Source organism: Bacillus sp. FSL W7-1354, assembly GCF_038002405.1.
Lineage (GTDB): Bacteria > Bacillota > Bacilli > Bacillales > Bacillaceae > Bacillus > Bacillus paralicheniformis.
Window position 1 is genome coordinate 2053633 of the sequence record NZ_JBBOCL010000001.1, and the last position, 24347, is coordinate 2077979.

Annotated in this window: 22 protein-coding genes; 6 read left to right on the top strand and 16 right to left on the bottom strand. The window is 47.3% G+C overall.

Annotation, left to right across the window (positions count from 1 at the left end):
• Positions 1-5: 5 nt before the first annotated feature.
• From polX to zapA, 3 genes are all read right to left on the bottom strand, one after another.
• Positions 6-1721, bottom strand: a complete 1716-nt coding sequence (polX, locus tag MKZ04_RS10440) for a DNA polymerase/3'-5' exonuclease PolX (RefSeq protein WP_341045846.1) — start codon at positions 1719-1721, stop codon at positions 6-8.
• 143 nt (positions 1722-1864) lie between these two features.
• Positions 1865-2401: a CvpA family protein gene (locus MKZ04_RS10445; protein WP_023855455.1), complete on the bottom strand. Its 537-nt coding sequence runs from the start codon at positions 2399-2401 to the stop codon at positions 1865-1867.
• A gap of 8 nt (positions 2402-2409) precedes the next feature.
• A complete protein-coding gene (zapA, locus tag MKZ04_RS10450; RefSeq protein WP_020452506.1) occupies positions 2410-2667 on the bottom strand; it encodes a cell division protein ZapA in 258 nt (85 codons plus the stop codon).
• A 151-nt stretch (positions 2668-2818) separates the two neighbouring features.
• Between zapA and rnhC the strand changes: the two genes are divergently transcribed.
• Positions 2819-3760, top strand: a complete 942-nt coding sequence (gene rnhC / locus MKZ04_RS10455; RefSeq protein ID WP_341045849.1) for a ribonuclease HIII — start codon at positions 2819-2821, stop codon at positions 3758-3760.
• Between the two features lie 537 nt (positions 3761-4297).
• On the opposite strand, the gene MKZ04_RS10460 is transcribed toward rnhC, so the two are convergent.
• Positions 4298-4525: a hypothetical protein gene (locus tag MKZ04_RS10460; RefSeq protein ID WP_020452508.1), complete on the bottom strand. Its 228-nt coding sequence runs from the start codon at positions 4523-4525 to the stop codon at positions 4298-4300.
• A gap of 498 nt (positions 4526-5023) precedes the next feature.
• Here MKZ04_RS10460 and MKZ04_RS10465 point away from each other — a divergent pair, with 498 nt between their 5' ends.
• A complete protein-coding gene (locus tag MKZ04_RS10465) occupies positions 5024-5824 on the top strand; it encodes a zinc-dependent metalloprotease (protein WP_145685909.1) in 801 nt (266 codons plus the stop codon).
• Positions 5825-6111: 287 nt separating this feature from the next.
• Here the strand turns inward: MKZ04_RS10465 and pheT are convergent, their stop codons facing one another.
• The 3 genes from pheT to MKZ04_RS10480 form a co-directional block, all read right to left on the bottom strand.
• Positions 6112-8526 carry a phenylalanine--tRNA ligase subunit beta gene (gene pheT, locus MKZ04_RS10470; RefSeq protein ID WP_026579104.1) on the bottom strand — a complete coding sequence of 805 codons (2415 nt, stop codon included), beginning with the start codon at positions 8524-8526 and terminating at the stop codon, positions 6112-6114.
• A gap of 15 nt (positions 8527-8541) precedes the next feature.
• The gene (gene pheS / locus MKZ04_RS10475; RefSeq protein WP_003184229.1) at positions 8542-9576 is read right to left on the bottom strand and encodes a phenylalanine--tRNA ligase subunit alpha; all 1035 of its coding nucleotides are present in this window, start codon (positions 9574-9576) and stop codon (positions 8542-8544) included.
• Between the two features lie 362 nt (positions 9577-9938).
• Positions 9939-10685, bottom strand: coding sequence for a TrmH family RNA methyltransferase (locus tag MKZ04_RS10480; RefSeq protein WP_035338208.1), 747 nt, complete (start codon positions 10683-10685; stop codon positions 9939-9941).
• 118 nt (positions 10686-10803) lie between these two features.
• Here MKZ04_RS10480 and sspI point away from each other — a divergent pair, with 118 nt between their 5' ends.
• Positions 10804-11016, top strand: coding sequence for a small acid-soluble spore protein SspI (gene sspI / locus MKZ04_RS10485; protein WP_023855460.1), 213 nt, complete (start codon positions 10804-10806; stop codon positions 11014-11016).
• Positions 11017-11046: 30 nt separating this feature from the next.
• Here the strand turns inward: sspI and cstA are convergent, their stop codons facing one another.
• A complete protein-coding gene (cstA, locus tag MKZ04_RS10490; protein WP_341045854.1) occupies positions 11047-12843 on the bottom strand; it encodes a carbon starvation protein CstA in 1797 nt (598 codons plus the stop codon).
• Positions 12844-13042: 199 nt separating this feature from the next.
• On the opposite strand from cstA, the gene MKZ04_RS10495 reads away from it, so the two are divergent.
• From MKZ04_RS10495 to MKZ04_RS10505, 3 genes are read left to right on the top strand one after another with little or no spacing between them, the layout of a single operon-like run.
• Positions 13043-13636, top strand: coding sequence for a TetR/AcrR family transcriptional regulator (locus MKZ04_RS10495; protein ID WP_035338206.1), 594 nt, complete (start codon positions 13043-13045; stop codon positions 13634-13636).
• Positions 13637-13646: 10 nt separating this feature from the next.
• A complete protein-coding gene (locus tag MKZ04_RS10500; RefSeq protein WP_020452515.1) occupies positions 13647-14126 on the top strand; it encodes a PH domain-containing protein in 480 nt (159 codons plus the stop codon).
• Positions 14113-15561 carry a PH domain-containing protein gene (locus tag MKZ04_RS10505; RefSeq protein WP_106070646.1) on the top strand — a complete coding sequence of 483 codons (1449 nt, stop codon included), beginning with the start codon at positions 14113-14115 and terminating at the stop codon, positions 15559-15561. Before MKZ04_RS10500 ends, MKZ04_RS10505 begins: the two co-directional genes overlap by 14 nt.
• Positions 15562-15687: 126 nt before the next feature.
• Here MKZ04_RS10505 and MKZ04_RS10510 read toward each other — a convergent pair whose 3' ends face one another.
• The 8 genes from MKZ04_RS10510 to araB form a co-directional block, all read right to left on the bottom strand.
• A complete protein-coding gene (locus tag MKZ04_RS10510; protein ID WP_031304793.1) occupies positions 15688-15963 on the bottom strand; it encodes a hypothetical protein in 276 nt (91 codons plus the stop codon).
• 94 nt (positions 15964-16057) lie between these two features.
• Positions 16058-17566, bottom strand: coding sequence for an arabinosylfuranosidase ArfA (arfA, locus tag MKZ04_RS10515; RefSeq protein WP_105980089.1), 1509 nt, complete (start codon positions 17564-17566; stop codon positions 16058-16060).
• A 35-nt stretch (positions 17567-17601) separates the two neighbouring features.
• Entirely contained in the window at positions 17602-18444 is an 843-nt protein-coding gene (locus tag MKZ04_RS10520) for a carbohydrate ABC transporter permease (protein ID WP_020452519.1), read from the bottom strand.
• The gene (locus tag MKZ04_RS10525) at positions 18444-19388 is read right to left on the bottom strand and encodes a carbohydrate ABC transporter permease (protein ID WP_023855466.1); all 945 of its coding nucleotides are present in this window, start codon (positions 19386-19388) and stop codon (positions 18444-18446) included. The genes MKZ04_RS10520 and MKZ04_RS10525 overlap by 1 nt, the downstream gene beginning before the upstream one ends.
• Positions 19389-19418: 30 nt before the next feature.
• Positions 19419-20696, bottom strand: coding sequence for an ABC transporter substrate-binding protein (locus MKZ04_RS10530; RefSeq protein ID WP_341047124.1), 1278 nt, complete (start codon positions 20694-20696; stop codon positions 19419-19421).
• A gap of 23 nt (positions 20697-20719) precedes the next feature.
• Positions 20720-21925 (bottom strand): sn-glycerol-1-phosphate dehydrogenase, encoded by a 1206-nt coding sequence (locus MKZ04_RS10535; RefSeq protein WP_035338200.1) that lies wholly within the window; start codon positions 21923-21925, stop codon positions 20720-20722.
• Between the two features lie 16 nt (positions 21926-21941).
• Positions 21942-22628: an L-ribulose-5-phosphate 4-epimerase gene (araD, locus tag MKZ04_RS10540; protein WP_020452523.1), complete on the bottom strand. Its 687-nt coding sequence runs from the start codon at positions 22626-22628 to the stop codon at positions 21942-21944.
• A 15-nt stretch (positions 22629-22643) separates the two neighbouring features.
• Complete coding sequence (gene araB / locus MKZ04_RS10545; protein WP_023855470.1) at positions 22644-24335, bottom strand: ribulokinase; 1692 nt, start codon at positions 24333-24335, stop codon at positions 22644-22646.
• Positions 24336-24347 lie beyond the last annotated feature (12 nt).

Sequence of the window (24347 nt, forward strand, 5' to 3'; positions counted from 1 at the left end):
CCTCCTTAAGATCGATGGCGCGACAAAAATGCCTGGACTTCTTCAAAGGAGCGGGTATTTAATACATTGGCCTTTGGCGTCCATCCTTTTCTCGCTGCCGTAACGCCCGTTTTCATATCGTCAAGCATCGCTGTGTTGTGGGCATCCGTATTAATAACGAGTGTCACTCCGGCAGCATTCGCTTTCATCAAGTGTTCCATCCTGAGATCGAGCCGCGCTGGATTTGCGTTCAGTTCCAAGGCTGTATTCGTTTTCTTCGCAAGCTCGATCAGCTGGTCAATATCGACTTCATAACCCGCCCTTCTTCCGATCAGACGGCCGGTCGGATGAGCGATAATGTCAACGTGCTGATTCATCAGTGCGGTTTCAAGCCGCTTCATGATGACATGCTGCGGCTGTGAAAAGCTTGAATGGATCGAAGCAATGACAAGGTCCATTTCCGCCAGCAGCTCATCGTCATAATCTAGCGTTCCGTCAGGCAGGATGTCCATTTCCACGCCTTTAAAAATATGAAAATCGGTCAATTCCTTATTCAGTTCATCAATTTCCTTCGCCTGCATGCGCAGGCGCTCAGGCGTCAAACCGCCTGCCACTTTTAAATACTGGGAATGGTCTGTGATCGCCATATAGCGGTACCCTTTTGCCATGCAGGCTTCCGCCATTTCCCTGATCGAAAAAGCACCGTCGCTCCAAGCCGAGTGCATATGAAGGTCTCCTTGAATATCCTCGGCGGAAACGAGTCCGATGTCATCGCGGTAGTCCTCAACTTCTCTTCCTGTCTCCCGCAGTTCGGGCGGAATAAACGGAAGCCCGAAATGGGCGAAAAACTCTTGTTCGCTTGAGAAGGTTTTAATTTCTCCAGTTTCAACGGTTTCGACGCCGTATTCACTGATTCTTTCGCCTTTTTCTTTGGCAAGCTGGCGCATTTTGATATTGTGGTCTTTTGATCCGGTAAAATGATGGAGCGTCGTTGGGAACTGTTCCTCCGTCACCAGCCGGAAATCCGCACTGATTTCGTATTCAAAGGCAAATGTGAGAGACACTTTCGTATCTCCTGCGGCAATGACCTCCTTGATGTTCGAAAGCTTCAGGAGTCCTTCCCGGACAAGTTCCGGATCAGTGACAGCCATAATGTAATCGAGGTCTTTCACCGTTTCTTTGGCACGGCGCAGGCTTCCGGCCCGCGAAAACTTGATGAGGCCCTGGAGCCCTTCAAGTTGTTCTTCGATGATGTCAGCGACAGCCAAAGCGACCGCGATCGGGTACCGTTCAGGGCGTTTCCCCGCTTCACCTAAAGCCTGCAGGATTTTTTCTTCCGTTTTTTTGCCGAATCCGGCAAGCCCCTGAACCTTTTGCTGTTCGCATGCCTCTTTTAAAGACGCCGCATCACAGACACCGAGCTCCTGATAGAGCTTGGCGATTTTTTTGCCGCCGAGGCCCGGCAGCTTCAAAAGCGAGACAAGTCCTTCCGGAACCTCTTCCTTTAATCGTTCCAGCGTACCGGACGCTCCCGTGTCCATATATTCCTTGATGACGGCATACGTGCCTTTGCCGATCCCGGACAGGGACATTATATCATCGATTTCCGAGAGGCTCCGGTCGTCTTGTTCAAGAGCTGCCGCAGCCTTTCTGAAAGCGGATATTTTAAACGGGTTATCCCCTTTTAGTTCCATATATATCGCAATCGTTTCAAGCAATTTGATGATATCTTTTTTATGCATGTTGTTCACCCCTTGTTTCCCCTCGTTCATCCTGCTTCAATCATACAAATTTTTGGCTGATCCTACAACAAACAGGCCTATTCGACAGTTTCCGGGGTTCTCAAGAGCCCCGAAAAAAAACTTCCCTACAAACAGAGAAGTTTTTACAAAGATCCGTACTGATGCAGCAGATTGTTTAACATGTTTGATAAAAACGGTGTTTTATGAATGATCAAGTCAGCCATCACCGAACCGGCCATCATGTTTTGCAGAACATCGATCGGCAGAAGCGTTCCGATGAACAGAACGACAAACACGAACAGATAGATCTCCGCAAAACCGAGCACGGCTCCAAGTACTTGGTTGATCTGTTTGAGAACCGGTATGCTTGCAACGGCATCCAGAAACGATGCGGCAATTCTCAAAAGGATAATCGTCAGGAAAAAGAGAATCAAAAACGCAATCATATTGTAATAAGCGCCTTCAAGGCTTCCGTTTACAAACGCCAGCGCAGACTGGCCGCCCGTAAAGTCGGGAGACGGAATCCAGCCGAGCTTAGGTGCAAGGTCGCCGTAATAGGTTGCGGCCACAGCGATCGCTGCGATAAACGTAACCAAACGGATAAACTGGCGGATAAACCCTCTTTTGAGTCCAATAAACAAACCGGACAAAAGCAAAATGATAATGATGATATCTAGCATCGTGATGTTCAATCCTTTTCTTTAATTTGTCCTTTTAATCTCTCAAGCTCTTCCTTCAGCTTCAAATAATCGTGAACCACATTTACAGCCGTCAAAACGGCCAGTTTATTTATATCAAGATACGGATTTTTTTCGTTGATTTCTCTCATTTTATCATCCACAATCGAGGCAACGTGCCTCATATGGCTCTTGCTCTCATCGCCGATAATTGTGAATTGCTGACCGTAGATGTCAACTGTTGTTTTCGTTTTTTGACCATCAGACAACGTTTCTCCTCCATTCCAATTATGCGAGAATCCTAGTCTATATCATAACATGTTTAGAGATTGAATGGAAAGACGAGCCCTCCGCTGTTATGATACACTTATAAAAACAATGATTTAGCCTGTTTAAGCAGCTAATAAAGGAGATTAGAACGTGTCACATTCTGTTTTAAAAGTTCCCCCGTCTGTTATTGAACGGATGCAAAGCCACTACGGGCCTCACATGACTTCCCTTTCCGTACAGGGCGCGGTTTTCCAGGCCAAACCACAGGGCTGCACCATTACAGCATACCGGTCGGGGAAGGTGCTGTTCCAAGGAAAAAACGCGGAAAAGGAAGCAGAGCGCTGGACGGCGGATGCTGAAACACCGGCTGCCCAAAAGCCCGCATCCAAAAAAAGCATCCCGTCCGTCTATCAGCCGCCTGAAGGCATCGGTTCCATGTCTGTGATCGGCTCCGATGAAGTCGGGACAGGCGATTATTTCGGTCCGATCACCGTCGCGTGCGTATACGCTGACAAGGTAAAGCTGCCGCTGTTAAAGGAACTCGGTGTTAAAGATTCAAAAAACTTAAAAGATCCGCAAATCGTTCAGATCGCGCGCGACTTAATCAAGACAGTTCCTTACAGCCTGCTCGTCTTGAGAAATGAAAAGTATAATGAAATGCAGGAAAAAGGGATGAGCCAGGGAAAAATGAAGGCCCTTCTCCACAACCAGGCGATCGGCAACCTTCTCAAAAAATTGGACGGAACCCAGCCTGAAGCGATTTTAATTGACCAGTTCGCAGAACCTGCCGTCTATTTTAAACACCTGGCCGGCAAAAACGCCATCAAAGAACGTACATATTTCAGCACAAAAGCGGAAGGCATCCATCTTTCAGTTGCAGCGGCTTCGATCATCGCACGCTATTCATTTTTAATGGAGATGGATAAGCTTTCGAAAGAAGCCGGGATGACGCTCCCGAAAGGAGCGGGTCCGCTCGTCGATGAAGCGGCGGCAAAGCTGATCAAGAAACACGGCGAAGCAGCGCTCGGTCATTTCACGAAACGCCATTTTGCGAACACACAGAAAGCGGTGCGCCTGGCGTCGAAAAACTGAATACACCAAAAAGCGGGAACTCCTGACTATCAGGGTTCCCAGCTGTTTTAGCAGGAAGCTCGAGAGACCAATTCACGGAGTTCCAAGGAGTATTTCCGCTTGTGGCTATATCCCGCATTCATCCCGGCTCTTCGCAATGAAACTTACGAATTCTTTCTTCGATCCATTCACAGTAAATATTTGAAACGGAATCGTGTATTGTCTTGACAGGACGTAATGAACTTCATGCTCTTACCATCATTGATTTTATCTCCTGATTAATATAATGAGATGAGGCTTTTCTTAATCATGATATGTTCTTAGTTATATTAGAATCACGGAAATCTTCCACATATATATGGATGCGCTTATCCTACGGGAAAGGGCCTATGAGCCCGACAAGATTAGGGAGGAAGATGAAGAGGCTGCAAACATTGCGTGCTGAGATTATGGCCTATTGGCATCCCGGCATTATAATCAAGTAAAAAGCAGACCCGTCGGCCTGCTTTTTTATGTATACTGTTCTGCCTCGGATTCTCATTATCGATTGGAATGAATTTAATATCCGGCAGAAGCCATTCCTAATACAACACCAAATAAACCACAAGCGATAGCTGCGATCATCATGATTGTCCCGTGTTGGACTTTCCCATTACTTCTTACTAGATATCCAAAAATAACTCCTCCTGCACCAAATAAAATTGGAAAAAGCAGTAGTGATATACCGGTACATATCCAGCCTAAAATGATAAATGTTTGAGTACTGTTGCTTGGGTTTTTTGTCATAGTACCAATCCTTTCTGAATGGTTATTTTGAACTATTAATGATTTTATACTAAAAAAAAGAAATATGAAATAGTTTTTTCCAGCGGGCCAGAGGAATGTGACTTGGTTAACATTTATTGAGAGAAGAAATTAGGTACAAAATAAGGTTATAGAGGAGGACGGCTTGTCTATTTATGCGAAACAGCCAAGCAGTGCCTTTCTCTTGCTTCTATTCCCGCAGGCAATTCAAAGCTCAGCAATCTTTGCTGAATTTCGATCATTTTCGCTAGAGAATATTACGATTTATCAGAATGTTAGCAAACAAAAGGCCTATAGTTCTGTTTAAAATCACTGTCAAATGGCAGATTTCTTGTCTGATTTTAACGAACTTTGTAGTTACATTGAAAGGTTTGTCATAAGAACCTATGTATATTTTCCTCTTTTTGGATAGAAAGAAGGGATTTCTAGTTAACTAGACGAATCTTTAGTCTGTTAAAAACTAAGGAGGAAATTTTTCAAATGAAAAAACGGTCTTTATTCTTTACTTTATTGCTTTCTGCAAGTTTAATACCCGGGGCGGCCGGAGTCGCGGAAACGGGCGGTCATGAGCATACTCATGAAACAAAAGGGATTCATAAGGAAGCATTGCCTAAACCTAAGGAAGGTTATAAAGATTTAACAGGCAAAGTTCACATTGAAAAAACAACGAAAACAAAAGTGCTGGATGAGAAAGGAAATGAAACGAGTACGATCACATTTAAAAAGAATGTAAACAACGGTAAATTTTCGACTCAGGCAAGCACGGGCAAGCAAAAGATAAGTGTCCTCGCGGTGGCTGATAAGCAGTACCGGCAGAAACACAAAGACTGGAAAACGAGAATCGTCAACATCGTTGAAGAGGCGGACGAAATGTTTAACCGCGACCACGATATTGATTTTGTCGTGGAAGCTGTTGCCCCATGGAGTTCTTCCGGAAGCAATGCCTCTGACATTCTTGACAACCTGGCGGACAAATTCGAAGGACGGCCTTATAAATTCGTAGCCGGCTTTACAGCCAACGACAATTTTGAAGCGGGCGGCATCGCTTTTCAATACCCTGTTAAACCGGACGGTCCTGCTTTCAGCGTCACGTTCGACCTGGGAACGGAAAATACGGCAAAAGCACAAAGACACGAATTTTCCCATAATTTCGGGGTGGAGCATGATCCGCAAGGAAGCGGCATCCGTTGCATTATGAACTACGATTACGCATACACCGTCGATGTCTGGGATGCGGAACACAACAGCCTGATCGAGAAAAATAAAGTTTGGTATCAATAGTTATAAAAAGGCGTCTCCGCATAAAGCGGAGACGCCTCAGATTGTTGACAAAATCCCAAAACGGCTTTTTGTTTTGGGATTTTGTCATCTTTTCAGCGTGATTGAAAACCTTTGCAGTCTAGGAAGGCCGAGCATCGGAGCGGAGCGAATGTTGGAATTCGTGAGCACCGACGCGCAGACCTGACAACGAATGCGAGGGTTTGTCGACACGCTGAAGCGTCTCCGCATAAAGCGGAGACGCCTTTTTTGTACTGCAGCCGGGCAGCCTCAATTGGGCTGGGAACCGGTTATCCTCTCAATACAGCCTGATACGCATCCTCCAGTGCCTTCAGCACCTGGTCGTGAACTTTTGTCACTTCTTCTTCAGTCAATGTTTGTTCAGGATTCAAATATTGCAGGCTGAAGGCGACAGATTTCTTGCCTTCTTCCATGTGCTCGCCTTCGTAGACGTCAAAGACATGGACTTCTTTGAGCCATTTGCCGCCTGCTGTTTTGATGACGTCCTCAAGCTGACCGGCCGCTGTTTCTTTGTTTACAACAAGCGCGATATCCCGAGTAACAGAAGGATACTTCGGAATTGGTGTATACGTGATCTCCGGTACATCCAATCGAAGGAGCTCGTGCAGGTCCAGTTCAAACACATACGTGTCGCTCAGATCCAGCTCTTTTTCAACTGACGGATGCAGCTGGCCGATGAAGCCGACTAATGAGCCGTTATGCAAAATATTGGCCGTCCGCCCAGGATGAAGCTCTTTTCTTTCAGATTGAGCGAATTCGATGCCTTCGGTGATGCCGAGCTTTTCCAACAGACCCTCGACGATGCCTTTTACGACGAAGAAATCAACCGGCTTTTTCTCGCCCTGCCAGAGGTTTTTATGCCACAGGCCTGTCACGGCTCCGGCGACGTGTTCTTTTTCGACCGGTTTCGTATGTTCTTCGGCTTTCAAGAAAACTGAACCGACCTCATAAAAAGCCGCAGAATCGGACTGCCGTGCCAGGTTGTATGCAACCGAATCAAGCAGATTAGGAAGCAGACTGTGCCTCAGCACGCTTCTTTCCTCGCTCATCGGCAGCGAAAGGATCGTTTTAAACGATTTTTCCAATGCGTAAGCCGTTGCTTTTTTATCGTTTGTTAATGAGTATGTGATCGCCTGGGAAAGGCCTGCTCCTTCCAGAAAGCGTCTTACTTTTCTGCGCTTGTCCTGATAAGGTGTCAGTCCGCCCGCAAAGCCTGTTACTTCCGGCAGTGTCGACGGAATGTTGTCATATCCGTACAGTCTTGCTACCTCTTCGATCAAATCTTCTTCAATCGCAATATCGCCTCTTCTTGACGGAACCGTCACGACCAGTTCCCGTTCAGCGTCTTCAACGGCAAAGCCGAGCCTTTCAAAAATGTTGACCATTTCTTCTTTGCTGATGGACATGCCGAGAACCTTCGTCACTTTATCAACAGAAAGGCGGATGACATTCTCTTTGATATCAAGGTGGTTTTCTTCAACCGTACCTTCTAAGACGGTTCCTCCGGCATACCGACTGATCAAATCTGCCGCGCGTTCTGCAGCGAGGCGCACCCGTGCAGGATCGATGCCTTTTTCAAAGCGGACACTTGATTCGCTGCGAAGACCGAGATCCTTTGATGCTTTGCGAACGGTCTGACCGTTAAAATACGCGGCCTCAAGCAGCACTGTCGCCGTATCTTCGCGGACTTCGGAGTCCGCTCCGCCCATTACGCCTGCGACTGCCTGCGGAAGAGAACCGTTTGTGATGACAAGATGCTCAAGCGTCAATGTTCTTTCTTGTTCATCAAGCGTCGTTATCGTTTCATTTTCGTACGCTTTGCGGATGACGACCTCTTTTGAGCCAAAGCGGTCATAGTCAAACGCGTGCAGCGGCTGACCGTATTCGAGCAGAACAAAGTTCGTAATATCGACGACATTGTTGTGCGGTCTGATGCCGGCATTGATCAGCTTCGTCTGCATCCAAAGCGGCGACGGGCCGATTTTGACGTTTTTAATGATTTTTGCCGCGTACAAAGGATTGGCTTCTGTATCTTCAATTTTGACGGAAATATAGTCCGCCGCTTTTTCGGCGCCTGCCTGATAAGCCGTCTCAGGAAGCTTGACTTCGCGGCCGAGAATCGCAGCCACTTCATAGGCAACGCCGAGCATGTTCATGGCGTCGGCGCGGTTTGGCGTCAGTCCCAGTTCAAGAACCGCATCGTCGAGCGCCAGGCTTTGAAGAGCGTCCGCACCGGTTTCTGCATCGCCCGGGAAGACGAAGATGCCTTCCGCATATTCTTTCGGCACAAGCTTGCCTTGAATGCCAAGCTCCTGCAAAGAGCAGATCATGCCGTTAGACACTTCCCCGCGAAGCTTCGCTTTTTTGATTTTAAAATTGCCGGGCAATACCGCACCAACCGTGGCGACGGCTACTTTTTGCCCTCTGTCCACGTTCGGAGCCCCGCAGATGATCTGGACAGGCTCTTCTTCGCCGATATCGACGAGGCATTTATTCAACTTGTCGGCGTTCGGATGCTGTTCGCGCTCCAGCACATGTCCGATGACAACGCCTTTCATTCCTTCTCCCTTATATTCGATGCCTTCCACTTCAATTCCGCTTCTCGTAATCTTTTCAGCGAGAATCTCGGGAGTCATCCCATCTAAATCCACGTATTCCTGCAGCCATTTATATGAAACAAACATCACGCGTCCTCCTCTTTAAGCCTGTTTAAATTGAGATAAAAATCTGACATCGTTCGTATAGAAATGACGTATGTCGTCAATGCCGTATTTCAGCATCGCGATCCGTTCAACACCCATTCCAAATGCAAATCCCTGATATTGTTTGGAATCGAATCCGGCCATTTCGAGCACGTTCGGATGCACCATTCCGGCGCCGAGAATTTCGATCCAGCCCGTTTGTTTACAAACGGAGCAGCCTTTGCCTCCGCATTTAAAGCAGGAAACATCGACTTCGACAGACGGCTCTGTAAACGGGAAGAAGCTTGGACGCAGTCTGATTTCGCGCTCTTCGCCGAACATCTTTTTCGCGACCGTTTCAAGCGTTCCTTTTAAGTCGCTCATGCTGATATCGCGGTCAACGCAGAGACCTTCAATTTGCATAAACTGATGGGAGTGTGTCGCATCATCGTTGTCGCGGCGGTATACTTTGCCGGGGCAGATGATTTTGACAGGGCCTTTGCCTTTATGCTTTTCCATCGTGCGCGTCTGGACGGGAGACGTCTGCGTTCTCATCAGCGTATCTTCCGTAATATAAAAGCTGTCTTGCATATCGCGGGCCGGATGCTCTTTCGGAAGGTTGAGCGCTTCGAAGTTATAGTAGTCGGTTTCTACTTCAGGACCCTCTTCCACCGAATATCCCATGCTGATAAACAAGTCTTCGATTTCTTCAATAACGATCGTCAGCGGATGCCGCGCTCCTGTTTTTACAGGGCTTCCCGGAAGCGTCACGTCAATCGTCTGTTCTTTCAGCTTCCTTTTCACCTCTTCTTCCTCTAGGCGGGCATTTTTTTCGGCAATCGCCGCGGCGATTTTTTCTCTTACTTCGTTCGCCAAGGCGCCCATTTTCGGCCTTTCTTCAGCGGACAGCTTTCCCATTCCCCGAAGCACTTCCGTGATCGGTCCCTTTTTTCCCAGGTACGCAACGCGGACATCGTTGACTTCTTTTAATGAACCAGCGGCTTCCACTTTTTCAACCGCTTCTTTCTCAAGCCGTTTCAGCTCTTCCTGCATCTTAAAAACTCCTCCTTTTATGTAGCAACCTGTTATTTTAGGCAATAAAAAAAGCCCCTTTCATAATGAAAGGGACGAATCGTGGCCGTGGTACCACCCTTTTTTAAAACAAAGCAAAAAAGCTTTGCTGCTTACTTCATTGGCATAACGGAATGAATCCGGTTCACCTTTACACATCCCTCGAGAGACGCGGTCCCGGTGACAACTCAAGAGGTGAAGCGTTTTTCCGGCCTGCCATAAAAATGCTTGCAGTCTAAGGCATTTTCTCCCTAAATGGCGACATGTGAAAAAACGGAGCCTCTATCACTGTTTTTAAACATATTACATTCATTATAGTGAATTACATGATCCTGTGCAACCGGTTATCCGTGGAGATGATAAAGAAGGACCGCGGCTGCGGCCGCTACATTCAGCGACTCCGCTTTTCCGTAGATCGGAACGTACAGATTTTGGTCGGTCTGTGCGAGGAGAGCCGGATCAACCCCAGATCCTTCGTTTCCGATCAAAAGCGCAAATGACTGCGACGGCTCCGCTTCTCTAAATGGCACGGCATCTTGCAGCGCTGTGCCGTATACCGGGACGCTTTTTCCCTTTAGCTCTTCAATCAGCTCCGAAAGCTCGCGTTTTAAAATCGGAATGTGAAAATGCGAACCTTGAGCCGATCTGAGCGTTTTGGCATTGTAGGGGTCGACAGTGCCTTGTCCGATCACAACGGCATCGATCCCCGCCGCGTCTGCCGTCCGGATGATCGTCCCTAAATTGCCCGGATCTTGCACAGCATCCGCAAGCAGCAGCTTTTCGTATTGAAAAGGTCCGCTTTCAGGCATTCGGCATACAGCGGCGACAGCCTGGGGTGTCTCTGTTTCGGCAATCGCCGAGAAAGCATCGTCGCTCAAAATATAGCGGGCAACAGACTCATCAAGCGCGGCCGGGAAATCCGCTTCGTCTCGGACCATGATTTCTTTCACAACACCCGGTGTCTTCAGCGCTTCCTCAACGAGATGCTCGCCTTCTATTAAGAAAGTATTGGTTTTTGTCCGCTCTTTTTTCGTATGAAGTTTTTTCCAATCCTTCACTTTTTGATTTTTGGCTGATTCAATTCGTTTCAAATCGTTTTGACTCCTTTGTCTCGCAATAGTCACATTATATCTCATCAATGATACATAATAAACCCGAAAGCGAGGCAGAATATAGAAAATCAGATTTGATGAAATGGAGTGAAAAAAGATGGATTTGAATTTGCGCCATGCCGTTATTGCCAATGTATCAGGAAACTCGCAAGAAGAGCTTGAGCACACGATCGTCGATGCGATCCAAAGCGGTGAAGAAAAAATGCTTCCGGGATTAGGTGTGTTGTTCGAGGTCATCTGGCAGCACGCAACTGAATCGGATAAAACTGAAATGCTTGAGACATTGGAACAAGGATTAAAAACGAAATAAACCGGCGCCTGAAACGGCCCCGGTTTATTTTCATCCTGGAATAGAAGGCTCCATCCGCAATGCCGGATCGCGCCAAATCTCCGTCCACTTTTTAATGGCAGCCGCCATGATCACCAGCCCCAGCAGCAGCATAATAATTGATAAAATGCCGTTTAAAACGCTGAAACCGGCAGCTTCCGCATTAAAATAAACGTTTTTGATCATCCAGTATCCCGCATAGTTGACCGTTACGTACAAATAAGCGAGCGGAATGAGACATGTCAGCATATAACGCCGTTTGTCCGCTATTTTTAAAATGACCGTCGCGCCGATAATTAAACCGACGGATGCCATCAGCTGGTTGGATACGCCAAACAGCGCCCAAATCGAGCTGATGTCGCCTGAATACAGCAAATACCCCCACATGAAACAGGCAACGGCGCTCGCTGCGACCGAACCCGGAAGCCAGTCCGTTTTTTTCAGCGGTTTGTACACTTCCCCGAAAAAGTCTTGAATCAAATAACGGGCCACCCTTGTACCGGCATCGATCGCCGTTAAAATAAAGACGGCTTCAAACATGATGACAAATTGAAAAAAGTAAGAGGCCAAATGGCTGAAAAACGGAATATCCGTAAAAATATAAGCCATGCCGACGGCAAGGGTAACAGCTCCGCCTGTTCTTCCTTCAAGATAGAGACCGATTTCGCGGCTGAGTTCAGGCAGGTGGACGACATTCATGCCAAGCGTCCGAAAGACTTCAGGCGAACTGTTGATGGCAAAATAATCGCCCGGCTGCAATGCCGTTGCCGCAATCAGCGCCATGATGCCGACAAGACACTCAACGAGCATCGCCCCAAAGCCGACGAATTTCATGTCGCTCCACTTATCAAGCATTTTCGGCGTCGTGCCTGAACCGACAAACGCATGGAAGCCGGAAATCGCACCGCAGGCGATCGTAATTGAAATAAACGGCCAAACCGGACCAGGCGATACAGGTCCCCCTCCGCCCGTAAACTCGGTAAACGCCGGAAACGGAATCGCCGGATTGACGACGAACACCCCGGCAATCAAAGCGATAAACACCCCGATCTTCATGAAGCTGCTCAAATAATCGCGCGGCGCGAGCAGCAGCCATACAGGGAGCGCAGCTGCAAAAAATGCATAGACAGGAAGTGCGACAGCAAGCGTTTTCGTATCAAGCGTCAAGGCGTCTCCAAGCGGCGTTTCCGCGATGGACGGTCCGATGAAGACACCGGCCATCAGTAAAATAAATCCGCCGGTTGACGCTAATTTTAAGTTGCCTGTCTTTTTATAAAATAAACCGACCCCCATTGCGATCGGAATTGTAATCGCAACGGCGAACGTCCCCCACGGATTGCGTTCAAGCGCATGAAGCACAACCATCGACAGCCCCGCCATCGTGATCGTAATAATAAACAGCATCGCAAGCCCCGTGCAAAATCCCGCAACAGGCCCGAGCTCTTCTTTCGCCACTTCTGAAAGCGACTTTCCCTTCCTCCGCATGGACGCAAATAAAACGACAATATCATGCACGGCTCCCCCGATCACCGCTCCGATCAAGAGCCACAACAGCCCCGGCAAGTAGCCGAACTGCGCCGCCAAGATCGGCCCGACAAGCGGCCCCGCGGCTGCGATGGCCGCAAAGTGGTGGCCGAAAGACACCCATTTGTTCGTCGGCACATAATCTTTGCCGTCTTTCTGGAGATGGGCAGGAGTCGGCTTGTCATCATCAACCTTCAACACTTTCACCATCATAAATGTTCCGTACAAACGATAGGCGATCGCCAAAATACAGATGGAAGCGATCACAATTGTTATTGCATTCATCCAATTCCTCCCCCCTTTGTTTCTTTTTTAACATATCTCATATTTTTTGTAAGCGCAATCATCTTTTTTCGAAAAAAGACACGGCCTCCATCTTCGCTTTTTATGACAGCTTCCTTTTGTTATAGACGAGCACCCGGACCTCTCAGTTTGATTTCATATTCTTATTGACACTTTAGCACGATCGTACTAAAATTGAGCCATGAATACGAAATCACAAAAAAGACGACTGCAAATTATTGAAGACGCTATTCAAGTGCTTGTGGAAGAAGGCTATGCGAATGCCTCGATCGGCAATATCGCAAAAAAGGGGGGAATCAGCAAAGGAGTCGTTACGTATCATTTTCGAAATAAAATGCAGCTTATGAAGGCTGTTGTTGAGTATTGCTACGGACTTGCAGCACCTTATATGGAAAAATTCATGGATGGTTCAGACAGTGCGCCGGCGACACTGCGCGCATACATTGAATCAAATCTCAGATTCATGTATGAACACCGAGCTTACGTGACCGCAATCATTGAGGTGGTATCCAACCTACGAACAGAAACCGGCGAGCTGTTTTACCAGAATGAAGATGAATCAATATATGAGCCATTAGTTGAAATTTTTAAGTGGGGACAGGAAACAGAAGGGAGTTTCAGGCAGTTTTCCCCGCACATTATGGCCAGAACCGTCCGAAGCGTCATCGATTCTCTTGGGACCAAAATCGCAAATCAAGATATATCAGATAAGGAAGACATGATATCAGAAATTGTCGATACGTTCGATTATGCAACAAGAAAAATAACTAAATAGGGGGGCTATCGTGAACACTGGTGAATTTAAAAAATTGGACGGGAAAATTGTTGCCGTACGGAAGCTTGAAGGTGTGATCACTTTATGTGTGTATGCATCCATGATTCTGGCATTGCTATACTTTACTATCACATTCGGCTGGCCAAAATGGATATTGGCTGTCACATTATGTTTAGCTGTTGCCTCGGTACCGTTTGAACTTTATCTTTTGCCGAAGTGGAAATATCACTTGTGGCGATACCGCCTAAGTGAAGTAAGTATTCAAATCCATAAAGGGATCATTTTCAGACGAAAAGTATTAATTCCTATGGGGAAAGTCCAGCATGTCGAAGCAAAACAAGGTCCTATTTTAAAAAAGTACAATTTATATACAGTGACTTTATCAACGGCAGCCGGCAGCCACGACATTCTGGGATTGGCCGAAGGAACAGCCGATTCGATCCGCAAAGAAATTGAAGCCTATGCGAGGTTAAGCGATGAACAAGTCTGACACATTGATCAAACATCGTCTCCATCCGGTTTCCGTCCTTTACTTTATCGCTACAGCGATCAAAGAATCCTTTTCCTTTATTTGGTTATTTCCACTGCTCGTATTATGTATTCATAAACTGGGCGGTGACATTCCCGCTTTCCTCATCAATATCACTTTAGGCTCATGCCTTATCATGTCGTTTTTCGTGATTGGTGTATTAAAATGGCGGTCATTTACCTACCAAATACATGAGAAAGCGATATATGTTGAATCCGGTTTGCTTGTCGTCAAGAAAAGATGGGTGCAGCCGGATCGTATACAATCAATTGATTCTGCGATTCGTGTATATGATCATTTATTTTCCACCCGGACTTTGACAATTGAACTTGCCGGAGGAGAAGAATCCGGCATCACACTCAGCTGCATTTCAAAAGAAGAAGAACAGCGCATTCGGACGGCTTTAAAAGCAGAAACAAAAGACAGGCCGAGCGAACATGCTGAAGACTCCATGTTTCAATTATCTAAAAGTAACCTCATTTTACACAGCCTGCTATCGCCTAAAGTCGGAATTGTGTTTACGCTGTTATTACTGGGATTGCTAAAATATATGGATATATCGAAAGAAGGAGACAGGGACACTTTGTTCACCTCCTTATCTGGCTGGTTCGGCCCCAACTGGATCATGATCACGGTGGTCTTGATGGCTATTCTATCATTCGCGCTTTCGCTATTACTCACATTTGCAAGTGATTTTCAATTCACATTAAGGAAAAATAGCAAAGGAGAAATTGAGATTGAGCAGGGCCTGTTTGAAAAGAAAAAACGAACGATCGGACAAGACCGGATACAGGCCATTCTCATCATTGAGCGTCCGATTCACCGATTCTTGGGGTATGCAGAAATCAAAGCTGTTGTGATTCGCAATCGTTCAAATGAGCAAAGCAGTAAAACCGTCACCCTACTTCCTTTTGTTAAAAAAGAAAAGGCCGAATCCATGCTTGAACCGTTTACCGGTTACCGCAAAGGAGGCCATCTGCACACGCTCACAAAGGAAGCGAAAATTCACTATATGGTTATGCCATTTATAGCCGGCTGTCTTTTTGCCATACCGATATGGCTGTTTGTACCTTCCGACTATCACAATCTGGCTGCAGTTCTGCCGCTCGGATTATTCAGCCTGGGGTGGATAGGGTATCGGATGATTGGCTGGAATCAAAGCAGCCGTTTTTTAACTTTGCAATACGGAATTTTATCCCGGAAAACGGCAATTATGAAACGCGGACGCATTCAATGGGCATCATTGAGCCAAACATTTATGCAAGAGAGAAAAAACTTAGCATCAATTAAGCTGGCCGTTGCCTCAGGAAAAGAAAATATGAAGTTTTCGATCAGCCACATTCCAATAGAGAGTGCAGCAGATCTTTATCAACATGTCCTTAAAACAAAGGAATAATTTTCAAAACCACCCAAAACCCAGTTGACTAATAGGAATAATAAGAATAAAATAGACACATGCTTCATCTGCTGCCTTTTTTAAGGCGTAATTGGCGGGTATCATCGGATATCCGCCTTTTTTCTGTCAGCATAACGGAACAATAAAAAAATGAACGGCCATGACTAGACAGAAAGCGGCGATCCCTCCGATTCGATTGATGTTTGTTTTGACAAGTGAAGCTGAGAGATGGTGAGACAGCGAAAAAAACAATATGGTGCCGATCAAGATGACGCCCGCCTCTAAAAATGAGTGATTGAGAAACCGGGTCCGATCAAGGACCGCCGTGATAAACAGAAGCCAAAGGTATGCTATAAATGCGTACATCAAAAAGCAATATGCAGCCGAAAAAAACGACTTCATCATATCCCCCCTCCTGTTTTATAGTATTCTCCGACATAAATGCGCACACCTTTTCACACCTAAAAAAACCGGCACAGCGGCCGGATTTTTTAGATCATCTTTTTTTCATTCTGATCACATTCCAGGAAAGTTTCGGAAGGTGAGCCGTCAGCCTGCCGTCACATACTTTGGCGTCTCCGCCGCTGTGCGGAACGACGTTGTTGCGGTCTTTTTCATTCGTCGCTTTATGATCTTCGTGTTCCAGAACGATGTGCTCAGAGACACTGTACCCTTCAAAGCTTCTCATATCGGCTTCCATTTCAAGGCCGGCGTCAGTTGCGCGGTTGACGGCAAAAACGGTTAATTCTTCGGCTTCTTCATTGAAAACAGACACAGACTCCAGGTACGGCACATCCGTAAAGTCTTTCGCATCATACTTCGGAGACGATACCGCCGTCTGCAATACCGTTCCTCTGCCGTAGACGGAAGCGTGCATAAACGGATAGAAAATGGTCTGACGCCACGCTTCTCCCCCTTTGTCTGTCATAATCGGCGCGATGACATTGACAAGCTGAGCCAGACAGGCGATTTTCACGCGGTCGGCATGCTTGAGCATCGTAATCAGCATACAGCCGACGAGAAGCGCATCCTCAAAGTTGTAGATGTCTTCAAGAAGGTGCGGTGCTTTCGCCCAGCGTTCAGCTTCTTTGTCTTTTTCATTCGAGTGATACCAGACATTCCACTCATCATATGAAAGGTGAATCGTTTTCTTGCTTTTCTTTTTCGCTTTCATATAGTCGCAGACTGAGATGACCGTTTTGATGAAGTGATCCATATCCAGCGATCTCGCCAAATAGTTTGGAAGGTCATTGTCACGGTTGCCGTAATACGAGTGAAGCGAGATGTACTCGACGTGTTCGTACGTATGGTCAAGCACGGTCGTTTCCCAGTCGATGAATGTCGGCATTCCGCTTCCCGAACTTCCGCAGGCGACGAGCTCGATCGACGGGTCCGTCCATTTCATCACCTTCGCGGCTTCAGCGGCAAGTCTTCCGTATTCGGCTGCAGTTTTATGGCCGATTTGCCATGGACCGTCCATTTCATTGCCGAGGCACCATGTTTTAATTTTATGCGGTTCCTTATATCCGTGGGATTTTCTCAAGTCGCTGTAGTACGATCCTGACGGATGGTTGCAATATTCTACCAGGTTGCGTGCGGCATCAATTCCTCTCGTTCCGAGGTTGACGGCCATATTCACCTCTGCCCCGACAAGCTTTGCCCAATCCATAAATTCGTTCGTACCGATTAAGTTCGGCTCGGTTGTCGCCCACGCCAAATCAAGTCTTGTCGGCCGCTGTTCGACAGGACCGACCCCGTCCTCCCAGTTATAACCCGAGACGAAATTTCCGCCCGGATACCTGATAAACGGAACCTTCAGTTCACTGACCAATTTAATAACGTCTTTCCGAAAGCCAGATTCGTCAGCTTCAGGATGATCGGGCTCATAAATGCCTTCGTAAACGGCTCTGCCGAGATGCTCGATAAAGGATCCGTAAATTCGCTTATCAACCTCTGCCACCTTATATTCCTTGTCAATCGTCATCTTCGCTTTGTGTGCAGTCATGTTAAATCATTCCTTTCAAGATGATATATAGTGGATCAGCCTTTAATTCCGCCCGCCGTCAAACCTGATATAAAGTACTTCTGGAAGAACAGGAAAATGAGAATCACGGGCAGAATCGCCAGCACCGAACCCGAAATCAACATGTCATAATTGTTCCCGTACGGACTGAGCAAAGCGGACAGTCCGATGGGGAGCGTAAACATTTCTTTCGATCGCAAAACGATCAGCGGCCATAAGAAGTTGTTCCAGCTGTTTAAGGATTGAAGAATGATCATCGCTCCAAATGCCGGCTTCATCAAGGGCGCCATGATCCTGAAGTAAATGCCGAACTCTGTGCAGCCGTCCATTCTCGCGGAATCAAGCAAATCTCTCGGCAGGCCGAGCGCATACTGTCTAAAGAAAAACACGGCGACAGGCGAGACGATAAACGGCAGAATCACACCGGCGTATGTGTCGACAATATGAAGAGAAACCGTCATTTTAAATAAAGGCAGCATGAGAATTTCGATCGGCACCATCATGATCAGGAGCACAGCTACAAACAAGAGATTTTTTCCTTTAAAGTCGTAGACGGCAAGCCCGTATCCGACCATTGAAGAAAACAAGAGCGTCAGCACGGTGGATATCACCACGAGGATCAAGCTGTTCGAAAACCATTGAAAATAAATGCTTCCTCCGTTAAACAAGTATGTGTAATTGTCAAGGCTCAGGATTTCAGGGCTCAGCTTTAAATTCAAGCCGAAGCGCAGCAATTCCGAAGATGGTTTGAGCGAGCCGAGCACAAGGCAGAAAAGCGGAAACACAAACAAAAAGCTTAGTATCGCAAACAGCAGAAACAGAGCAACTTTCGCAATGTTGAGGCCTCTGGCAGGACGCATTAATAGCCCTCCTTTTTAAAAGATCCAGACAGCTTTAATGAAATGAGGCTGCAGATGAAAATGATGATCAAGAGCACGATGCCGAGCGCCGAGCCGTAGCCCATGTTGTTGTAGGCAAGCCCCTGCTGATAAATGTATCCGACCATCGTCAGGCCGATGTTGCCCGGAGAGTTGTTTTGCCACAGCACATAGCTTTCTTCAAACATCCGGAAGCCGCCGATGATGCTGATCGTCAGCACGTAGACGCTGACGGGCTTTAAAAACGGAAGCGTAATATGGTAAAACTTCTTGAACGTGCCTGCGCCGTCGATTTCGGCAGCTTCATATAATTCTTTCGGAACGTTCTGCAAGCCCGCCAAAAAGTACAGGACATTGATTCCCATCCATCTCCAGGATGCGAGCATCACCATTAAAAACATGCCGGTATGTTCGTTGTTCAGCCAGTTGTACGGCGAAGCTCCAAACTTAGCCAATATCGAATTCGCCAGCGATGTATCCATTTCTCCAAAAATCAGCCTGAAAATAATCCCCGCCACAATGGTTGACGTCAGAGCCGGGATGAATAAAGCCGATTTGAACACGTTTTTAAACTTTACGAGTTTAGAATCTAAAAAGACTGCCAGAATAAGAGGAACAGGTATTAAAATCAGCAATGTCCAAAAGGTGTATTTTACGGTGTTCAATAGTGCGGTATAAAATGTAGGATTGTTTAATGCTTGATAGTTCTCCGTCCCGATGAAGCGGACTTCCCCGGGGAGAATGCTTTGAAAGCTCATGATGACGACGCTGATAAGCGGATAAAGAAAAAATATGCAGAAGGAGAGTACAAAAGGTGCTGTGAAAATGTAGGGTGCGGCTTTTGCTGAATATAATAATCGTCTGATCTTTCTTTTTCTGCTCACCGGCGGAAACGAATGCACTGTATCTGTTTTAACAGTCTTCAAGTTATCGCCTCGCTTTACAGTAATGAAAGACTATTGCCCTTTCACTTCAGCTGCTGCTTTGTCCAATGCTTCTTTCGGTGTTTTGCTCTTCGTTTTGAGCGCTTCGTACAGGACGTTTCTGTTGACGAGATCAGAAGTCTTCGCATAATCCTCAGTAAGGTAAAGCGGATTGATCTCATCCTTTATGTCAAGAAGCACGGAAAAGATGTGTTGTCCGTTTTGAAAGTATTCTGTATATTGATTTGGTTTTTTCAATTCGTCCGAGTCCCACACATCCCATCTGAGCGGATCGAATCCGAGCACGGTCCACAGCTTGATGTTGCCTTCTTTCGATGCTTTGGCAAATTTCAAGAAATCCTTGGCCAGATCGACCTCTTTCGCCTGTTTTGGAATCACGGTGGCCGTTCCGCCCATTCCCGCTGAACGGTCTCCCCCTTCTTCCCATGCCGGCAACGGTCTGATCGCGATTTTCCCTTTCAAGTCAGGCATATAATCCAAAAAACGACCCATATACCAGATCGGCATTAAGACAGACGCCGCGCCGCCTTGGTTCATAAACCCGTAGTATTCTTCACTGTGATGATTACCTCCGGGCGTTGTGACGGCAATTTTGTCTTTCTCAATTAAAGTCTTTAAAAATTCGAGCGTTTTTACATTTGTCTCATTGTTTAATGTCAAACGCCCCTGCTCATCAAAGTAACCGGATCCCTGCTGGGAAACCAGCGGCAGAAATGAATTCGGATCGGTCGTTTCAATCGTTGTCATCGGCTTTCCGAGAGCTTTGACGACCTTTTTGCCCGCTTCCCTGTAATCTTCCCATGTTTTGATGTCGTCAGGATCAACGCCTGCTTTATTCATCATTTCCATGTTGTAATACATCACGGTTGTTCCAACATGTGTGTCAAGTCCGTAAACCTTGCCGTTTTTGCTGTAGAGCGTCAGCCTCGCTTCAACAAACTTGTCGCGTTCGCCCTCCACAAGCGGCGTTAAATCTGTAAGAGGAATGTCAGAGCCCTTCAAAAAGTTCGAATAGCGCCCCAGCTCAACATCGGCAATATCTGGAACCCCTTTCCCGGCTAAAAGCGAGATTGATAAATTGTCATGCATCTGTCCATACGGATACACCACTGTATTTAATTTGATTTTTCGCTCGGGATACTTTTTGTTCCATTCTTTCACCATCTCAGCATAAAACTGTTCATGAAGGCCGTTGAATGTCCAAAATGTCAGTTCGGTGCCGTCCGCTTGATCAGAGGCTGGACTTGCCTTGCACCCCGATAAAAGCAGACATGCAGCGACCGTGACCATAAAGATAGATGAAAGGAACCTTTTCACATTTTAACCCCTTTCACGCCTGGTCCTTTGCCTAAAAGCCCCGGCAAAAGGCCGTATTGATTGATGATTTTCAGTCCTGTATACCGGTCTCTGAGCTGATGGGCGTATGCGAGCGCTTCTTTCACCAGCTCTTCTTCAACATCGAGTTCTTTGAAAGATACAGGCCCGCCGATACGCCTCATCCACTCTTCCATTTTCTTACCGTCAGGAAGCTTTTCATAAACGGAGCGAATCGCTTGCTCAGCGTGTTGATCACCCAGGCTTGTACCGATAAGAGATCGGTAAATGTCAGTCAGCATGATGGCGCTGCAGCCGACTTTAGCACCGTGGAGCACTTGCCGCTTATGGTTCTCCAACGCTTTCATTTCAAGGTAGTGGGAAAGATGATGCTCGCCGCCGGAAGCCGGCCTTGAATGGTCGAGAACCAGCATGACAAGACCAGAAAGGATCAGTGATTCCATCAATTTCTTAATCCCATCACGCGTCTTGGCAGCGATGTCATCTTTTCGGTCAAGGCATTGATCAAGCGCTTCCCTCGTGAGCCGGCTGGCGGCCGGGCAATACGGCTCATCGGCAAGCAGGCGGGAAATTTCCCAATCAGCAAGCGACGTCTCCTTGCCGAGCATATCGCCAAAACCTGCGGCTATCATGTTCTGCGGCGCTTGACACAAGAGCTCCAAATCGGCAAAAAGCGCGATCGGCGCTGTCGTTTGAACCGTCTGTTTCTTTCCTTTTAAAATCAGCGGTGCGCCGGCTGAAGTAAAACCGTCAACCGACGGAGCCGTAGGAACTGAAATAAACGGGATGCCGCGCTGATAGGCGCAAAACCTGACGATGTCGTGAATCGTGCCCGCTCCGGCTGCAATTAGTACATCCGCATCAATCGGTACACCGATCAATGCACTCACCAATGTTTGCTCATCCGCCGTCACATCGCCCGCTTCATTAGCTTCCAGCAGAACCTGAACCGTTTCAGCCGTTTCTTCAAGAAGAGCCGCAATCCGCTTACCGGCTATCCGTCCGGTCGTTTCATCATAAATGACAGCGGCTTTTTTATAGGAAGCCGATTTCACGAAAGCGGGCAATTCTTGCTCAACAGCTTTGCCGCCGATCGCGATTTTTTCGACTGTAAGCGGATGATGAACGGCTCCGCATTCGCACGCACCCAAAGTGTCTTTCACATAAGAGATCAAATCTTTCATTGACAGCTTCCCTCCTCTATTGGCCGTAATACGCGTCTGCCCCGTGCTTGCGAAAATAGTGCTTATCCTGCAAAGCGCTCTTAATCGGCTCAAGAGACGGATTCAGCATCAGGGAGCGGTACGCCATCTTCGCGACTTCTTCCAAGACGACAGCATTGTGTACGGCCGCCAAGGCGTCTTTCCCCCAGCAAAACGGCCCGTGATTGTTCACGAGAACGCCGGGCATCGCCAGGGGGTCCAGATGCCGGAACGTCTCGGCAATCACTTTTCCTGTATTCAACTCGTATTGACCTCTGATCTCCTCGGGATTCATTTCTCTTGTACACGGAATGTCACCGTGGTAATAGTCGGCATGAGTCGTTCCGAGTGACGGAATATCCTTCCCTGACTGCGCCCAGCTTGTCGCCCACGGAGAATGCGTATGGACGATCCCGCCGATCGACTGAAACTGCCGGTAAAGATAGAGGTGTGTCGGCGTATCGGAAGACGGCTTCAGATCCCCTTCTACAATCTCGCCGTCCATATTCAGAACCACTAAATCTTCGGCTTTCAAATCGCTGTATTTGACACCGCTCGGTTTGATGACGACCAGCTCATTCTCCCGGTCAATACCGCTGACATTTCCCCATGTAAAGGTGACAAGCCGGTATTCTTCAAGTTGCAAATTCGCTTTTAATACTTGTTCTTTCAAAGATTCCAGCACAGTTTTCTCCTCCCTTTAAGCCATCGCTTTACCGGTGTCAGAACTAATGGACTGGATGTTTTTCAATTTTTTAAGGCGTTTCATCACGTTGTTTTGCTTTCCGAAGTACGTGTAAAGCTCCTTGTATTCCGTATAAAGCCTATCGTATAAGGCAACGTTTTCAGGAATTGGTTTGTACGTTTGATCCTTGATCTTGCCCATATGTGCGACTGCTTCTTCGATATGGTCATAACCGCCGTTCACGCTTCCGGCCGCGAGCGCTCCGAATATCGCGGAACCTAAAGCCGGCGCCTGCGGAGATCCGGAAATTTTGATTTCCATGTTGGTGACATCCGCGTAAATCTGCATGATAAACGGATTTTTTTCGGCGATTCCTCCTGCGGCATACAGCTCCTCGATCGGCACGCCGCTTTGTCTAAACGTTTCAATAATGATCCTCGTCCCGTAAGCAGTCGCTTCAACTAATGCACGGTATATCTCTTCAGGCTTAGTGGCAAGCGTCATACCGAGCAGCATGCCTGTCAGATCGGCATCAACGAGTGTTGAACGGTTTCCGTTCCACCAATCCAATGCAAGCAAACCGCTTTCGCCGATTTGGAGACGGTCAGCTTTTTGAGACAGCAGTTCGAAAATGGAAATCCCTTCGGCTTCAGCTTCTTTCATATACGCTTCTGGTACAAAGTGTTGAATCAGCCAATGAAAATGGTCGCCGACGCACGATTGGCCTGCTTCATAGCCGACATAGCCCGGGAGAATCCCGTTTTCAACAACACCGCACATTCCCGGCACCATTCTGACATCTTCACCGAGCAGCATATGGCAGGTAGACGTTCCCATGATCATCAGCATCTTGCCCGGCTCTGTGATGCCGACCGCCGGAACTGACACATGCGCATCAACATTTGCGACAGCGACCGCCGTACCAGCCAGAAGCCCTGTCTTCCCGGCCATTTCTTCAGTCAGTCCGCCCGCTTTTTCACCTACAGAATAAATATCCTCTGTTAATTTTTCGCGAACGATATTTTTCAGCTTCGGATGCAGGCTTGCGAAGAAATCATCAGAAGGATAGCCGCTTTTATTGTTCCAAATCGCTTTATAACCCGCTGTACAATTGTTGCGCTTTCTAGTTCCGCACAGCATATAGACGATCCAGTCGGCCGCTTCCATAATCTCGGCTGCAGCATCATAAATAACAGGCGCTTCTTCCGCGATTTGCATCACTTTTGGAACGAGCCACTCGGAAGAAATTTTCCCGCCGTATGTTTGAAGAAAAGGTTCATTTCTTTCTTCCGCGATTTGATTCAAGCGATTCGCCTGCTCCTGTGCAGCATGGTGCTTCCAAAGCTTGACATAGCTGTGCGGTTCTGACGCATACTCTTCCCTCATGCAAAGAGGAGTGCCGTTCTCGTCAACGGGCAAAATCGTGCAAGCCGTGAAATCGATTCCGATGCCGATGATTTCTTTCGGATCCGCTTTCGACTGCTTTAAAAGGCTCGGAATCGTTTCCTCCAGCACTTCAATGTAATCAGCCGGATGCTGGAGCGCCCAGTCCCGCGGAAGTTTTCGCTTTGAGACGGGAAGCTCCCGGTCTATCACCCCGTGTGTGTACTCTTTGACAGCTGTCGCGATTTCCTCACCTGTCCGGACATCGACGAGAACAGCGCGTCCTGACAATGTTCCAAAGTCAACTCCGATTGTGTAAGGGATAAGCCTTCACCC